The organism is Pseudomonas sp. CCC4.1 (assembly GCF_035019225.1).
GTDB classification, from domain to species: Bacteria; Pseudomonadota; Gammaproteobacteria; order Pseudomonadales; family Pseudomonadaceae; genus Aquipseudomonas; species Aquipseudomonas bubulae.
Genome location: NZ_JASJWL010000007.1, coordinates 15,644 through 29,610 on the forward strand (window position 1 = coordinate 15,644; position 13,967 = coordinate 29,610).

General features: G+C 53.3%; 17 protein-coding genes and 1 tRNA gene. 9 read left to right on the plus strand and 9 right to left on the minus strand.

The genetic code is table 11. The features are described 5' to 3' along the window. The first annotated feature begins 229 nt into the window (after window positions 1-229). Window positions 230-2,308, plus strand: a complete 2,079-nt coding sequence (locus QN377_RS04535) for an LTA synthase family protein (RefSeq protein ID WP_095019563.1) — start codon at window positions 230-232, stop codon at window positions 2,306-2,308. Between the two features lie 48 nt (window positions 2,309-2,356). Here QN377_RS04535 and QN377_RS04540 read toward each other — a convergent pair whose 3' ends face one another. Beyond that, window positions 2,357-2,515: a DUF3309 family protein gene (locus QN377_RS04540; protein ID WP_095002031.1), complete on the minus strand. Its 159-nt coding sequence runs from the start codon at window positions 2,513-2,515 to the stop codon at window positions 2,357-2,359. A gap of 201 nt (window positions 2,516-2,716) precedes the next feature. Here QN377_RS04540 and QN377_RS04545 point away from each other — a divergent pair, with 201 nt between their 5' ends. Together QN377_RS04545 and csrA are read left to right on the plus strand one after the other, a co-directional pair. Continuing rightward, complete coding sequence (locus QN377_RS04545; protein ID WP_095002030.1) at window positions 2,717-3,049, plus strand: YnfA family protein; 333 nt, start codon at window positions 2,717-2,719, stop codon at window positions 3,047-3,049. A gap of 135 nt (window positions 3,050-3,184) precedes the next feature. Continuing rightward, the gene (csrA, locus tag QN377_RS04550) at window positions 3,185-3,388 is read left to right on the plus strand and encodes a carbon storage regulator CsrA (protein ID WP_095019562.1); all 204 of its coding nucleotides are present in this window, start codon (window positions 3,185-3,187) and stop codon (window positions 3,386-3,388) included. Here the strand turns inward: csrA and QN377_RS04555 are convergent. The 7 genes from QN377_RS04555 to QN377_RS04585 form a co-directional block, all read right to left on the minus strand. Next, window positions 3,385-3,612: a YheU family protein gene (locus QN377_RS04555; RefSeq protein ID WP_095002028.1), complete on the minus strand. Its 228-nt coding sequence runs from the start codon at window positions 3,610-3,612 to the stop codon at window positions 3,385-3,387. The two genes, csrA and QN377_RS04555, sit on opposite strands and share 4 nt — an antisense overlap. A 45-nt stretch (window positions 3,613-3,657) precedes the next feature. After that, window positions 3,658-4,659, minus strand: a complete 1,002-nt coding sequence (locus tag QN377_RS04560; protein ID WP_095019561.1) for a glycosyl transferase family protein — start codon at window positions 4,657-4,659, stop codon at window positions 3,658-3,660. Further along, window positions 4,656-4,991, minus strand: a complete 336-nt coding sequence (locus tag QN377_RS04565; RefSeq protein WP_095002026.1) for a TusE/DsrC/DsvC family sulfur relay protein — start codon at window positions 4,989-4,991, stop codon at window positions 4,656-4,658. The genes QN377_RS04560 and QN377_RS04565 overlap by 4 nt, the downstream gene beginning before the upstream one ends. Further along, window positions 4,988-5,275, minus strand: a complete 288-nt coding sequence (tusB, locus tag QN377_RS04570; protein ID WP_095002025.1) for a sulfurtransferase complex subunit TusB — start codon at window positions 5,273-5,275, stop codon at window positions 4,988-4,990. The genes QN377_RS04565 and tusB overlap by 4 nt, the downstream gene beginning before the upstream one ends. Further along, entirely contained in the window at window positions 5,275-5,637 is a 363-nt protein-coding gene (gene tusC, locus QN377_RS04575; RefSeq protein ID WP_095002024.1) for a sulfurtransferase complex subunit TusC, read from the minus strand. Before tusC ends, tusB begins: the two co-directional genes overlap by 1 nt. A gap of 1 nt (window position 5,638) precedes the next feature. After that, on the minus strand, window positions 5,639-6,031 hold the full coding sequence (gene tusD, locus QN377_RS04580; protein ID WP_095019560.1) for a sulfurtransferase complex subunit TusD: 393 nt from the start codon (window positions 6,029-6,031) through the stop codon (window positions 5,639-5,641). A 110-nt stretch (window positions 6,032-6,141) separates the two neighbouring features. After that, window positions 6,142-6,813, minus strand: coding sequence for a Bax inhibitor-1/YccA family protein (locus tag QN377_RS04585; protein WP_095002022.1), 672 nt, complete (start codon window positions 6,811-6,813; stop codon window positions 6,142-6,144). Window positions 6,814-6,937: 124 nt separating this feature from the next. Between QN377_RS04585 and QN377_RS04590 the strand changes: the two genes are divergently transcribed. The 3 genes from QN377_RS04590 (at window position 6,938) to QN377_RS04600 (ending at window position 8,924) form a co-directional block, all read left to right on the plus strand. Then, a tRNA-Ser gene (locus QN377_RS04590) sits at window positions 6,938-7,025 on the plus strand. Window positions 7,026-7,504: 479 nt separating this feature from the next. Next, window positions 7,505-8,518, plus strand: a complete 1,014-nt coding sequence (locus QN377_RS04595) for a polymorphic toxin type 44 domain-containing protein (RefSeq protein WP_322212680.1) — start codon at window positions 7,505-7,507, stop codon at window positions 8,516-8,518. Between the two features lie 187 nt (window positions 8,519-8,705). Beyond that, window positions 8,706-8,924: a hypothetical protein gene (locus tag QN377_RS04600; RefSeq protein ID WP_095032571.1), complete on the plus strand. Its 219-nt coding sequence runs from the start codon at window positions 8,706-8,708 to the stop codon at window positions 8,922-8,924. 198 nt (window positions 8,925-9,122) lie between these two features. Here QN377_RS04600 and QN377_RS04605 read toward each other — a convergent pair whose 3' ends face one another. Continuing rightward, window positions 9,123-9,641 (minus strand): cysteine hydrolase family protein, encoded by a 519-nt coding sequence (locus QN377_RS04605; protein WP_095019519.1) that lies wholly within the window; start codon window positions 9,639-9,641, stop codon window positions 9,123-9,125. Between the two features lie 683 nt (window positions 9,642-10,324). On the opposite strand from QN377_RS04605, the gene QN377_RS04610 reads away from it, so the two are divergent. The 3 genes from QN377_RS04610 (at window position 10,325) to QN377_RS04620 (ending at window position 13,766) form a co-directional block, all read left to right on the plus strand. Then, the gene (locus QN377_RS04610) at window positions 10,325-11,077 is read left to right on the plus strand and encodes a hypothetical protein (RefSeq protein WP_095019518.1); all 753 of its coding nucleotides are present in this window, start codon (window positions 10,325-10,327) and stop codon (window positions 11,075-11,077) included. Between the two features lie 18 nt (window positions 11,078-11,095). After that, window positions 11,096-11,443, plus strand: a complete 348-nt coding sequence (locus tag QN377_RS04615) for a hypothetical protein (protein ID WP_095019517.1) — start codon at window positions 11,096-11,098, stop codon at window positions 11,441-11,443. 721 nt (window positions 11,444-12,164) lie between these two features. Further along, on the plus strand, window positions 12,165-13,766 hold the full coding sequence (locus tag QN377_RS04620) for an ABC transporter substrate-binding protein (protein ID WP_095002017.1): 1,602 nt from the start codon (window positions 12,165-12,167) through the stop codon (window positions 13,764-13,766). The last annotated feature ends 201 nt before the right edge of the window (window positions 13,767-13,967 follow it).

Genomic DNA, 13,967 nt, shown 5'->3' on the forward strand with positions numbered 1-13,967 from the left:
GGGAATGAGCGCCCTTTCTTATGTTTCAAGATGTGCTCTGCACGAAATTTTCACGGTACCTTTAAGACAATTCGCACGCAAAATTTTGCCTGTCTACTCGTAAACGCCTCAGTTCAGGCGTTTCTGGTGGGTCTCGGGCCAAAATCTGTGTAATTAAAGAGCGATGCACCCGTGGCAAGCCACCGGTGATAAAGCCACTTCAACTTGAACCAATGGGTCCTAAAACGACATGGCAAACCCGGACGCCCCAAGCCAACAGCACGCGGCCACGCGTGTGTTGCAACCGACCGTCAAATCGCATCTGGCGTTTACGCTGCTCTGTGCCTTGATCATGATGGTGATGTTCACCCTGTTGCGGGTGGCATTGCTGGTTTACAACCGGGAAATGATCCTCGACACCCCGGCATCGACGTTCCTTGAAGCCTTCGGCAACGGTCTGCGCTTTGACGCGCGGATTGTCGTGTACTTCAGTATTCCGCTGCTGCTGGCGGTGCTCAGTGTCAAGGCCATGGCCATGCGCGGTGTGCTGCGTTTCTGGCTGACTGCAGCATCCAGCCTGGCGCTGTTTTTGGGCCTGATGGAGATGGACTTCTACCGTGAGTTCCATCAGCGTCTTAACGGTCTGGTTTTCCAGTATGTGAAGGAAGACCCGAAAACCGTGATGAGCATGCTTTGGTATGGCTTCCCGGTGGTGCGTTACCTGCTGTCCTGGGCTGTCGGCACTGTCATTTTGTACTTTGCCTTCCGCGGCGCCGACCGCGTGACCCGTTCCAGCGCTACCCGCGCGGCTGCTGGCACTTCGCGTGCGGTGGCGCCCTGGTACGGCCGTGCAGCGGTATTTGTCGTGCTGCTGCTGGTGTGTGTGGTCCTGGCCCGTGGCACATTGCGTCAGGGTCCTCCGCTGCGTTGGGGTGATGCCTACACAACCGACTCCAACTTCGCCAATCAGTTGGGGCTCAACGGCTCTCTGTCATTGATTGCCGCTGCGAAAAGCCGCTTCGGTGACGATCGCACCAATATCTGGAAGGCTACCCTTGAGCAGCCCGTAGCGACGCAGACCGTGCGCGACATGCTGCTGACTGAAAATGACAAGCTGGTTGATCCTGATACCGCTCCTGTGCGTCGCGACACCACGCCGCCTGCGGAAAAAACCCTGCCTATCAAGAACGTCGTCGTAATCCTGATGGAAAGCTTCGCCGGTCACTCGGTGGGTGCGCTGGGTCGTCCGGGCAATATCACCCCGTACTTCGATGAGCTGTCCAAGCAAGGCTTGCTGTTCGAGCGCTTCTTCTCCAACGGCACCCATACCCACCAGGGCATGTTTGCCACCATGGCGTGCTTCCCGAACCTGCCGGGTTTTGAATACCTGATGCAGACCCCGGAAGGCAGCCACAAGCTGTCCGGCTTGCCGGAACTGCTCAGCGCCCGCAAGTTCGATGACGTGTATGTCTACAATGGCGACTTTGCCTGGGACAACCAGTCTGGTTTCTTCAGTAACCAGGGCATGACCACTTTTGTAGGTCGTAACGATTTCGTTGACCCGGTGTTCTCTGATCCTACCTGGGGTGTGTCCGACCAGGACATGTTCAACCGCGGCCTGGAAGAGCTGAAAAAGCGTGAAGGCAAAGAGCCTTTCTATGCGCTGCTGCAAACCCTGTCCAACCACACGCCGTATGCCTTGCCTACGCCATTGCCGGTCGAGCCGGTAACCGATCGCGGTTCGCTCAACGAGCATTTGACGGCGATGCGTTATTCCGACTGGGCGCTGGGGCAGTTCTTCGAAAAAGCGCGCAAAGAACCCTACTTCAAGGAAACCCTGTTTGTGATTGTGGGCGACCACGGTTTCGGTAACGAGCAGCAGATTTCCGAGATGGACCTGGGGCGTTTCAACGTGCCGTTGCTGCTGATCGGCCCTGGTATCCAGGAGAAGTTTGGTACACGCACTGATATCGTGGGCACTCAGGTCGACATCGTGCCAACCATCATGGGGCGTCTGGGTGGTGAGTTCCGTCAGCAATGCTGGGGCCGTGACCTGCTGACTCTGCCTGAGGGTGACAAAGGCAGTGGTGTGATCAAGCCGTCTGGCAGTGACCAGACCGTGGCGATCATCAGTGACGACCACTTGCTGGTGCAGCCTAAAGACATGCCGGCCAAGGTTTGGCAGTACAAATTGGGTGCCAACCCTGAAGCGACCGTGGTCACTGACTCGCCTGAAGCGACCGAGCTGAAGAAAAAGCTCGAATCCTTCCTGCAGACCGCGACCAAGAGCCTGCTGGACAACACCGCAGGTGTGGCTGATCCGAAATAATCAGCCAGTTAAATAAAAAAGAGGCCTCAGGGCCTCTTTTTTATTGGGTCAAATCTTGCCGAGCAACAGTAATATCAACAGTACAACCAGTACGGTACCGATAATCCCTGAGGGGCCATAGCCCCAGCTTTTGGAGTGCGGAAACACAGGTAATCCGCCGATTAACAGCAAAATCAGGACGATCAGAAGAATTGTGGTCATGAGCATTTCCTTTTTGTGGTGTTCCGCCAACGTTCAGTTTTACGGGGCGCCGCTTCAGGAACAAGGATGGGCAGTGCTTATAAAATCCGACTCTCCAGCTCGATGAATAATTCAACTTTTTTCATGCCGTACTCAAAAACAGTTCTGCCTTGATCGGTGGCAGGTGCGCAGGTAGGGTGGCGCGCTGCCCACCTGGAAACACTGCACATGCTCAATTACGTTTGGTTTTTTTTGGCTGCCCTGTTTGAAATTGCAGGCTGCTACGGGTTCTGGATGTGGCTTCGTCAGGGCAAAAGTGCCTGGTGGGCTTTGCCCGCCATTCTGAGCCTGGTGCTGTTTGCCCTGCTGCTGACCAAGGTTGAGGCAGCCTATGCCGGGCGGGCCTATGCGGCCTATGGCGGGATTTACATCGTGACATCCATTGCCTGGCTGGCAGTGGTGGAACGTATCCGGCCACTGGGCTCAGATTGGCTCGGGGTAGGACTGTGCGTGATTGGCGCGACCATCATCTTGCTGGGACCGCGTTTTACCCCCTCGTAAAGGGAAAATTCCGTAGGGAGTACGTAGGAATAAGCCTTGTATGCAGTAGGTTGTAACTGAATTAACTTGTAAGTATTGAAGCCGGTTTTTATGCCGTGCAGTCTTTGTGGCTCCCCACCCTTGAGGATGAGAGCCATGCAGATACTGAGTCGAACCGTCGGAGAGCATTTTTCAATCGGGGAAGATATAACGCTGTTTGTCATCGCCGTTAACGGCAACAACGTGCGCCTGGGGATTGAAGCTCCCAGGCATATCAGCGTGCATCGCTCGGAAATTTATGAGCGGATAAAAAACCAGCCCGTCGGGCAGCAGGCAACCGGATCTTCGGCCAAGGTTTAATCAAAAAATTCCTTCGGTACCGCGTGCCTGGGCATCAGTTGGCATTGCTGGCTTTCCAGATCGAAGAAAATTACTGCCTGGCCTTTGCTCAATGCATGTCGAACCCGCAGTACACGGGTTTCCTGGGGAGTGTCATCGCCGTTGTCCGTGCCGTCGCGACTCACAAAGTCCTCGATCAGGCGGGTGAGGGTGTCAGGTTCAAGCTGGTCGTAGGGGATAAGCATCTTGGGCTCTCGTAAGCAAGCGTGTTGAGGTGGTTGGCCTTGGGCTTAAATCGCCTTGTTGCGGTTGTCCCAGTAATGCTGAGCCAGTTCAAAAGCTTGCGCCCGGGGTGTGCCCAGACCGCGCAATGCCAGGGCCATGGTCGACAGCAAGGCCAGTTGCGGGTAGCTGTCCTGGACTTCTCCACGCCACAATGCCTTGAGGTGTTCAGGGTCTAGTGACGCTGGTTTGACATGGCGCTGTGAAGACAGTGCTGGCCATTCTTCATCCCAGTCAACACCAGCTGTAGTGCCGTAAAGATGGCTTGCGCTATCGGGGTTGATTTCGACTTCGCCGCCATCACCCTTGACCACAATACTGGTGTCACCCAGCAAACCGCTGGCTTCGCGATGCACGCTTTGATAGCCCGGATGGAAGATGCTTTGCAGGCCGCAGCGCGCACCCAGCGGGTTGAGTATGCGAGCCAATGAATGAATCGGCGAGCGCAGCCCGAGGGTGTTGCGCAGATCGATCATGCGTTGCAATTGTGGCGCCCAGTCCTGCAGCGGCATAAAGGCCGGATTCCCCGCATCCAGGGCCTCGTTGACACTTTGCCAGTTGCGACACAGTGGAATGGCCAGCGCGTCGAGAAGCTGCTCGCTGTACATTCGGCCCGCGGTATGGGCGCCGCCGCCATGCATGAAAATGCGTACACCGTGCTGTGCCAGGCACTTGGCTGCCAGCAAGTACCAGGGCAGGTGGCGTTTTTTACCGGCGTAAGTCGGCCAGTCAATGTCGACCTTGATCGCGGGAGGTGTCAGTCGCTCCCTGACGGCCTCGGTAAAACCGGCCATTTCCTCTGCGCTTTCTTCTTTATGCCGCAGCAACATGAGGAAGGCGCCCAGTTGCGTGTCTTCTGCCTTGTCGTCAAGCAGCATGCCCATGGCTTCGCGGGCTTCTTCCCGAGTCAGGTTGCGGGCACCCCGTTTGCCTTTGCCCAGGATGCGTACAAATTGCGCAAAAGGGTGTTCGGCGGGAGTTTCAAGTGTCAGCGCAGCGAGAGTGTTCATAGGCAATTGGTCGGTTTGGGCAGGCCCGCCAGCTTGGCGGCGAGTTTGGCAGGGGTGCCGTTAAACAGTCGGTTGAGATGCAGGCTATTGCCCTTTTCTGGACCCAATTTGAGTGCCGTGTACTTGATCAGAGGGCGAGTGGCAGGCGATAGCTCGAACTCCTGATAAAAGCTGCGCAACAACTCGAGGATTTCCCAGTGTTCGGCGCTCAACTCAATACCTGCCTGCGCCGCCAGTGCCTGAGCAACATCAGCGGACCAGTCGTTGAGATCGAGCAGATAACCGTCCTTGTCCAGCTCGATATTTTTACCGTTGAGGGTGAGCGTATTCATAGCCAGCTGTTGACCTTGTCGTAACGAATCGACAGCTCGACGAAAGCCGGGTAATCAACGCAGGCCGCCCATGGCGGACATTCCAGGTTGCGTGCCTGCAAGTCCTCTTCAAGGATAAATACGGTTTTTCCAGTCAGGGCTGTGAGAGCAGTGCCTTGAAGCTGCAGGGCATACACCGCGTCGCCACAGAGCAAAAGGGCATCGTCGCTGCCTAACACGCGAAGACAGCTGCTCAGGCGTATGTCAGAAAATGGTGAGTGGCTCACAACATGTAGAGTCGACATTAGAGGGTGATCACTTGGTCATAACGGTCAATAAGAGCGCGGACAGCTTCAGTCGACAAGGGCTGCACATCAATTGCCGCAAGCCCCTCGGTTGAGATGCCGCGTTCGTCAAGGCTGTGGTTGCAGGCAAACAGATCGTCAACGCCGAACATGGACAGGGCCTGCAGATTGGCCGTTAGATTCTTCTGCTGGATGGCTGCGGCATTTTGAGTCGCCAGCAGCTGAAAAATACCGTCATCCATAAACAGCAGGGCAATCGGCAAATCAAATGCACCGCCTGCCAGCACGATATCCAGTGCTTCTTTGGCGCCGGGCCCCGACCACGGTGCCTGACGGCTGATAATCAATAGTGACTTGGGCATTTCAAGGTCCCCCGAAACAGATCAATCGATCGGCCGATTGAATGGCATCGTGCAATTGGCCCAGTCCGGACAACTCCCAGGGTGCATGAACATTGACCCCGGGCCGCTGATAGCGTGCGGACTCGTCTTCATTGAGTACACCGCGGCGCAAGGCAGCGGCAATACAGACCACACCATCGAGTTGGTGCTGGCTGACAAAAGTTGCCCATTGTTGCGCAAGGTCCTGCTCGTCTTGCGGCGTGACGATATTGCTCGAGGCAATATGAACACCGTCCTGATAGAAGAACAAACGGACAATTTCATGGCCGCCTGCCAGCGCTGCCTCGGCAAAGCGCAAGGCTCGACGGGAGGAGGGGGCATGGGCCGCTGAATAAAGGGCAATGGCGAATTTCATGGTGGGCTCTGTCGGCAAATCTGGGGCAATGATAAAGCCAGATGCCCAAAGATGCTTGTGGCAGACAACAAAAAGCCCGCCGAAGCGGGCTTTTATATAGCGGTTGTTGATCAGTCGTCGCGGCTCATGATGCCGAAAATTTGCAGCAGGCTGATAAACAGGTTGTAGATCGATACATACAGGCTGATGGTAGCCATGATGTAGTTGCGCTCGCCGCCATGAATGATTGCACTGGTCTGGAACAGAATGCAGACCGAAGAGAACAGTACAAAACCGGCGCTGATAGCCAGCTGCAGGCCGCTGATCTGGAAGAAGAAGCTCGCCAGCGTAGCGCCCAGCAGAACAAAGAAACCGGCAGTGATGAAACCGCCGAGGAAGCTCATGTCCTTGCGAGTGATCAATACATAGGCAGACAGGCCGCCAAATACCAGAGCCGTCATGGCAAAGGCAGAACTGACCACCTCGGCGCCGCCCTGCATGCCCAGGTAACGGTTGAGAATAGGGCCCAGCAAGAAGCCCATGAAACCGGTAAGGGCAAAGGCAGAAACCAGGCCCCATGCCGAATCACGCAGCTTGTTGGTCAAGAAGAACAGGCCGTAGAACCCGATCAGCACAACGAAAATATTGGGATAGCCGACCCGCAGCTGCTGCGAGACATAAGCCATCACACCGCTGAAAGCCAGGGTGAGGGCCAGCAAACCGTACGTATTGCGCAGGACGCGGCTAACCTCTAGCTGCTCGGCCTGCACGCTGCTATTAACTGCGTAATCCTGTTCGCGCATGGCGATACTCCTGTGTTTAGAAATGTTAAGTAGCAAAGATCATAGCAGAGGCTCTGAAACAAGCGATCAAGAGAGTTTGACAACGTGTTTCATTCAGGTATTATGGCGCCCGAAACAACGTATAGGAGGTGTGGCCGAGTGGTTTAAGGCAACGGTCTTGAAAACCGTCGACTGTAACAGGTCCATGAGTTCGAATCCCATCGCCTCCGCCATATTGCTACACCGCAGAGCCCGCCTTTTGGCGGGCTTTGTCGTTTCTGGGGGGTGGGGAAGGGCGCTGCACCGAGCTCGTCGTTTTCGCATAGCTTCAGACCGTGTCCGCATCTGGGGCAATTTTAGAGCCCGATCCAGCGTTTTTAACGGCTGTGTTTTAGTCGGAGGGAAAGTGCTTTTTAGCTGTGCACTTTTCGCCGATTTAACAGGTAGCGTTCACAATTTTCACAACCCGTATGTAAACAGTCCCCGTTACCAGCATACCCGTGTACCTCACCTGCTTTCGTTTTGCCTACGAAAGCAAAGTATTCAATATACTTGAGAGCCGTTATTGCCATGAACTCATGAAGGCGCCATTTCGTATTATGCGTACAAAAAAACTCGTCACTAAAATTTCGGTCTGAACATATGTTGTGACTTTATAAATTTGTATGAGTAGGGAGTTCGATGAATAATATAAAGTCTGGATTGATTCATAATGAGTATGAATATGCCATTAGAGCTTGGTCCGATATCTGTTGTGGGGAGAATAATAGACTTCTCCATTCCTGGCACATCGAGAGAGTCTATGATGCCAGATTATATGCATGATATACTCGGTCTATTTATAAGGGCGCTTGAGAATGTAACTCAATGGATTTTTGATAATGCATATAGATTTGATATGCAGCACAAAGATAATATTGCGGCCATAGATTTTGAGATTGACCAGGAAATCAAGGGTGCAGGCGGGCTAAATATGCCTATGGATGTATCCACGTCAAGCAAAATAATCACAAGAGAGAAAAATATCCTGGTAACACTATATATGGCTAAAGAGAATGAGGCTGATAGAAAGGTTAAGGCTTCTAAAGGTTCTGGGGACGGCAGTGATGTACAAGCTTCAAAAAGACCAAGTGCGGGGAGTTTTACTCAGGCCGGGAAGATGAGGGTCATAGTTAATACACCTAAACTTCTTGATTGGGCACAGAGGTATGAATTTGCCAGGTTGTCTGAGGTCTATTCAGAAACGGCCCGACGCTTGAAAGAAAAGCAGCAGAAATTGGCTCTCATAGAGGTGGCTAAAGCGACAAATCTGCGCGATGCGAAAGAGCAAGCCAGACATAAAAAGTATCCTAGCGTTCCACCCGGCGTCTCTTTAGATGAGAACCTAGAATTTGCGAAAAGCCAAAAAGCATACTTTAGTATTAAGGGTAGAGGTTTTTTGCTCAGCTGGTTTTACACCCAAGTCAGAAACAAGGGCGAGTGGGATTACAAAAAAGGCCAGCCTCAGTATGAGAGCTTCGGCAATTTTAATTATGGTGCTGTTGGTACGGCAGCTGGGATTTCTGAAACGGTACTTTTAAGAGCAGCTGGTGCTGCACAGTCCTTAGCTGGGACTTCTCAGGCAGAATTCGATAAATGGTGGTCAGAGGCTCCTTACGGCGATGATCCTGTTGATCAAGTATGGATTAAAGCAGGAATAGATTATGCGAAGTCGAAGGGGTATTAAGTGGGTTGTTTGGAGTTTGTTTTTTGTTTGTCTTGGGCAAGCTTTGTACATATATATGTCTGCTCCAGGCAGACCTAATCCTGTCAAGATTACTTCAGTTACAAATGTTGGCCATGGCGGGGCCATCTATGAGGTCTTATATGATTCTGGTGGCGCTACGGTGCCAGTTGTCTATAGGTATTTCCTGATGAATCTTCAACCTGGCGATGAAGAAGCGCTTCAGGAAGCAAAGAAGACCGCCCCATTCCTTGTTACAAAAAGCTCTGCAGCTGTTCGCGAGGTTTTAGATGATCGGGTCAAACTAAAAGTTGATGGGGTTATTTATGGGTTTCACAATATTTCATTGTTTAAAGTTGATGGTGAGATCAATATCGTGAAATTCGATCTTGATTCAACTGCCCCATAGATTTTTAGTTGAAAAAAACACCGGCCTGAAAGAAAAATACTCCCACATAGCACGTGGCCTACAGGCCACGTGCTGTATTTCTCCATAGAGGTCTTGAAAGCAGCCGGCCTCGACAGGTATTAGCGCTCGATTTTTACCTCTGTGCCTCATTGTTTTAGCAACAGATCAGCCTGGATCAGCCTGATCTGTCGACCGAGACTAAAACCCCCAGTCCTCAGCGTTGATGACACGACAGAATGGCCCCGCCAGGGTTGCATTGTGATGAGCGATAATCTGCTGTGCCTTCAACGCATGGGTGTCACTGCAGGTATGGCCATCGGCAATCAGTACTGCGTCGAACCCAAGGTCTCGTGCCGCGCGGCAGGTGCTGTCGACACAATATTGGGTTTTCATGCCCGTGATGACCACACCCTCAACACCAAGAGCCTGTAGCTGGTCGGCCAGGTTTGTCCTGGCAAAGGCGTTGGGGCGGTTTTTCTCGAAAATCACTTCGCTGCCCTGTAGCACCAGTTCCGGTATCAGTTGGGTCAACGGGCTTCCCGGTTCAATCGGTGAACCGGTAGGGCCGACATGACGGGCGAGAAAGACCGGGGCACCTGCGCTCCGGGCTTTATCCAGCAACGTGTTCAATGTGTCCAACAGGGCCTCGCCAGCCCATGGCTTGTCCGGGCCATGCACCAATCCTACCTGCATATCAAGAATCAACAGTGCATACATGGGGCTTTTCCTTGCGTTTTGGCCAGTGACACAAGGGCAAAAGAAAAGGCCCTTACCATCACTGGCGGGCCTTTGAAGTTCGTGCGTTATGGCCTCACGATACCTCTCACGACCCGCCTTCGGCGGTCGTGGTAGTCGTGGTCAAGGCAACTCGTAATTGATTCATGGAGCTGACAGTAGCTGCGCATCAGCGGGTTGGCAAGCAGGAGCAGGAAGCGTCATGACTTCGAGCTGGCCAGCCATATACCCATATGCTTCTTGGAAGCCGCAGCCAATCAAACTCAGACTAAAGGTCGTCCGGCGCAACCTACACGCGCTGTGGTGATACGAGATGTTGTTGATGGGTGCCTCGTCTTCTTAGGTATGAGCCTAAGGCACAAGGGCAGTTGGCCGCGTTCATCGACGTACTGCGGTGCCTTGAGCTTGAGTTCCAGCACGCACAGTCTGTGCTTTAAATTAAATATTGAACGTAGCCCTGGTACTTTAACGAAACAGTCATAGAGATTCCGTACGCCGAGGTGCTGCGCGGGGGTAATTAAAAGTATGGGGTCAGTCATGTAATATTTTGAGTTTATTATCGTTCTGTTGGCGCCCATAATGAATGGCGGGTAATTTGTTTTTCGGTAATATTAATTAAGTGCGTGTGCTTTGCAGGCATTTCTTTAATTACCGGGGGCAGGGTCATGAAGAAGCTGGGGGTTTTGCTATGGGTTTTTGTGGCAGTTACATTAAAGGCTCCTTATTCATGGGCCGAGTCGCCAGGTACGGTGTGGCGAATGGATACCCGGCCGGAACAGCTGATATTTCACGCTGGTTTCCAGGCCTGGGGTAGTAACTTTAATGTTCATGATCATGTGACCGGCGAGTCATGCGTCAACAGGCAGCAGGGGCAGCGAGATTCAGGTTTTGTCTCAACCGCGGCGAACTTTCAGTTTATTCGCACTGCCGCAGCTGCCAGGGCTTTTGCCCAACCCGGTCAGCGTATTTATCTTTATCGCGTCAGGCCGGACAGCAACTTCTTCAATGCCGAGGCCTCATTGCGGACATTACATGACAACAATCCGCAAGTCCCGATCACCCCCTTGAACTACCATCCCTCACGGGCAGCTAATGAATATATAACGCCGACCGTCATTCCCACTCAAAATATCAGGGACGTGGAATCCTATATTGTTGTCGACGGTGAGTTGCAAGTTTCAACTGCTCAGGTTAACCCCCGTTATGTGGCCGATAATACCCGAGCCACGAACAGGCCCTATTTCAACGGTGAAGCCCCACGAGAAAGAAGGCCGACCTGGTTGGGCATGATCCCGATGGTCGGGGCGTGCCTGGCTGCGTCGCGTTCGGATCTGAAGCAAGATATTCCAGCAATAATGTTTACCCTGGAGTCTGTTTATAACAGCAGTACCTCCATTATTAACCATGATGAGCTATAAACGTTGAGGAGTATGAGCATGCGTCTTGCAGCCTTGTTGTTGGTGTTGAGTGTCAATGCTTTTGCCGAAGAGCCTGGTTCAACGCGGATGAGTCGGGATGTAAAGTGCGCGCAGGGCACGGTAAAGCAAATACATATAGGGGCAGGTAACTACGACAGCGGCAATGGGATCAGCGTAATGTTAACTTCGACCGGAACGCGCTGGTGGGCAGTTCATGGGGAGCGCAATCTGAATGATCCCACAGGTTATGCACTGCTTAATATGCTGTCCCTGTCGAAGCTGACAGGCCAGCAAGTGTCTCTTCTGGATGAATCCGGCGGCGGATGTAATTACTTTACGGGTGTGGTCTTGACAAATATGTATTAAGTTTCGAGGGGGTCATTATTCAAGTGGAGGCGGCACACTTGCAGAATAAAGGTGTTGATTGTCTGCACTTTGTGGCGCCCGCTGTTAATTGTGTCCTGTACGATTTGCGATACAGAACACTCAGCGCCATCGCTAAGCAGTGGCCTGTGCGGCGTCTGTTTAAAGTATGCAGGGGGATACAAGCGCTGGTATCGGCATGTTCAGGTCTAAGCGGTCATGAGGGTGCGCAGTCCGATGGTGGATTATTCAGAGGAATTCCTACGCTTGAAAGTGCACGAATGAAACAGTTCGAGGGGTTTATTTATTACAAGTCACCCGCCTCGCCGGCGGTGTGATTTAGGGTGTCCATAGAGCCCGACTTGACCGAGCGCATGCTCAACCAATGATCAGCCTGATCGCGCTGAAAGCCTGTGGCAAGGAAGCATCAGGTACGAAATAAAATAAGGTGCCGAAAGCCGGGTGCGCCAACTTCCCGCCCACTCAAGGCTCCTGCGCTGTACATACAGCGAAATGAGCTTGGCCGCTGTTTTTTCGGGGCTGGAGGTGTCCAGGGCGCTGAGGCGACTCTATCGCCCTTGATTTCGAAGTTCTGCAGGCGTGTATGCCGTCCGTTTTCCAATAATTCAGGTTTCCGCTATCTGATGTTCGGCAACGACGTTAATCTCGGTGGGTGCCGGTTTCGTCTAGGCGCATATTTATGTCTGCAACTTCAAGGGTCTCCATGGATAGAATCGCCTTCAAACCGCTCCTTCTCGTCGCCGGCCTCCTGGCGTTCATGCCAATGGCCCACGCCGCCAGCACGCTGGTTTACTGCTCCGAAGCCAGCCCCGCCGGCTTTGACCCCAGCCAGTACACCAGCGGTACCGATTTTGATGCCTCCGCCGAAACCGTATTCAACCGCCTGATCCAGTTCAAACGGGGTAGTACTGAAGTCGAACCTGGCCTGGCCACCCGCTGGGATGTCTCCAATGACGGCCTGACCTACACCTTCCACCTGCGCGATGGCGTCAAGTTCCATACCACCGATTTCTTCACCCCGACCCGGAATTTCAACGCGGATGACGTGTTGTTTACTTTCGATCGCCTGCTGGATGCCCAGAGTCCGTTCCGCAAGGCTTACCCGTCCGAATCGCCCTATTTCACCGATATGGGCTTGAACACCACGATCAAGAGCGTCGACAAGCTCGACGACCGAACCGTGCGTTTCAACCTCAATAACGTTGATGCCGCCTTTGTGCAAAACCTGGCCATGAGCTTCGCCTCGGTGCAGTCCGCCGAATACGGAGCCCAACTGCTCAAGCAGGGCAAGGCTGAAGAGATCAATCAGAAACCGGTGGGCACCGGGCCGTTTGTGTTCAAGCGCTATCAGAAGGACTCGCAGATTCGTTACGTCGGCAACAAACAGTACTGGAAGCCCGAGGATGTGAAACTCGACAACCTGGTTTTTGCCATCACCCCTGACGCGGCGTCGCGCCTGCAGAAACTCAAAGCCGGGGAGTGCCAGGTCAGCGGTTACCCGCGACCGGCGGATATCGAAGTGATGAAGCAGGATCCCAACTTGCGAGTGCTGCAGCAAGCCGGGTTCAACCTGGGGTTTCTGGCTTACAACGTGACACATCCGCCGCTGGACCAACTCAAGGTGCGTCAGGCCCTGGACATGGCCATCGACAAGCCGGCAATCATCAAGGCCGTGTACCAGAGCGCAGGGCAATTGGCGCAGAACGCCTTGCCACCTGCGCAGTGGTCTTATGACCCGACAATCAAGGATGCCCCCTACGACCCGGTCAAGGCCCGGCAGCTTTTAAAAGAAGCTGGGGTTGCACCAGGGACCACTATCAACCTGTGGGCGATGACCGTTCAACGCGCCTCCAACCCGAACGCGCGTATGTCGGCACAAATCATCCAGCAGGATTGGGCCAAGGTCGGCATCAAGGCCAATATCGTTAGCTACGAGTGGGGCGAGTACATCAAGCGCGCCAAGAACGGCGAGCACGACGTGATGATTTACGGCTGGACGGGCGACAACGGCGACCCGGATAACTGGCTCGGCGTGCTCTACAGCTGCGCGGCGGTCAAGGGCAGCAACTACGCCAAATGGTGCAACCCAGACTATGACAAGCTGGTGCAGCAAGCCAAGCTCAGCAGCGACCGCGAACAACGCATCAAGTTGTATCAAGAGGCGCAGAAGATCCTCAAGGAGCAAGTTCCGATTACACCCATTGCGAACTCGACGGTTTTCCAGCCCCTGCGCAAGGAAGTGACTGATTTCAAAATCAGCCCCTTTGGGCTGACACCGTTCTACGGGGTGAGCCTGGATAAGTAACAGCAAGCCCCAACTGAGTGCACCAGAAGCCCGGGATGGTTTTTGGTGCGCTCGCGGCACCGAAATAACCTCGCTATAGACGTGAATAGGCCAAAGTCTTATGCAAGGTATGCACTGAAATAATGCGTTTGCTGCCGAATTTGAATATGCCGAACTTACAGGCGCTTCTTTAATAGAGGCCAAGGCGCATGTTGGTTTGCT

Excerpts from the sequence above, each read along its gene's own strand:
- QN377_RS04535 (WP_095019563.1), top strand. The coding sequence starts at position 230 with ATGGCAAACCCGGACGCCCCAAGCCAACAGCACGCGGCCACGCGTGTG.
- QN377_RS04540 (WP_095002031.1), bottom strand. The coding sequence starts at position 2,515 with ATGCTCATGACCACAATTCTTCTGATCGTCCTGATTTTGCTGTTAATC.
- QN377_RS04545 (WP_095002030.1), top strand. The coding sequence starts at position 2,717 with ATGCTCAATTACGTTTGGTTTTTTTTGGCTGCCCTGTTTGAAATTGCA.
- csrA (WP_095019562.1), top strand. The coding sequence starts at position 3,185 with ATGCAGATACTGAGTCGAACCGTCGGAGAGCATTTTTCAATCGGGGAA.
- QN377_RS04555 (WP_095002028.1), bottom strand. The coding sequence starts at position 3,612 with ATGCTTATCCCCTACGACCAGCTTGAACCTGACACCCTCACCCGCCTG.
- QN377_RS04560 (WP_095019561.1), bottom strand. The coding sequence starts at position 4,659 with ATGAACACTCTCGCTGCGCTGACACTTGAAACTCCCGCCGAACACCCT.
- QN377_RS04565 (WP_095002026.1), bottom strand. The coding sequence starts at position 4,991 with ATGAATACGCTCACCCTCAACGGTAAAAATATCGAGCTGGACAAGGAC.
- tusB (WP_095002025.1), bottom strand. The coding sequence starts at position 5,275 with ATGTCGACTCTACATGTTGTGAGCCACTCACCATTTTCTGACATACGC.
- tusC (WP_095002024.1), bottom strand. The coding sequence starts at position 5,637 with ATGCCCAAGTCACTATTGATTATCAGCCGTCAGGCACCGTGGTCGGGG.
- tusD (WP_095019560.1), bottom strand. The coding sequence starts at position 6,031 with ATGAAATTCGCCATTGCCCTTTATTCAGCGGCCCATGCCCCCTCCTCC.
- QN377_RS04585 (WP_095002022.1), bottom strand. The coding sequence starts at position 6,813 with ATGCGCGAACAGGATTACGCAGTTAATAGCAGCGTGCAGGCCGAGCAG.
- QN377_RS04595 (WP_322212680.1), top strand. The coding sequence starts at position 7,505 with ATGAGTATGAATATGCCATTAGAGCTTGGTCCGATATCTGTTGTGGGG.
- QN377_RS04600 (WP_095032571.1), top strand. The coding sequence starts at position 8,706 with ATGAATCTTCAACCTGGCGATGAAGAAGCGCTTCAGGAAGCAAAGAAG.
- QN377_RS04605 (WP_095019519.1), bottom strand. The coding sequence starts at position 9,641 with ATGTATGCACTGTTGATTCTTGATATGCAGGTAGGATTGGTGCATGGC.
- QN377_RS04610 (WP_095019518.1), top strand. The coding sequence starts at position 10,325 with ATGAAGAAGCTGGGGGTTTTGCTATGGGTTTTTGTGGCAGTTACATTA.
- QN377_RS04615 (WP_095019517.1), top strand. The coding sequence starts at position 11,096 with ATGCGTCTTGCAGCCTTGTTGTTGGTGTTGAGTGTCAATGCTTTTGCC.
- QN377_RS04620 (WP_095002017.1), top strand. The coding sequence starts at position 12,165 with ATGGATAGAATCGCCTTCAAACCGCTCCTTCTCGTCGCCGGCCTCCTG.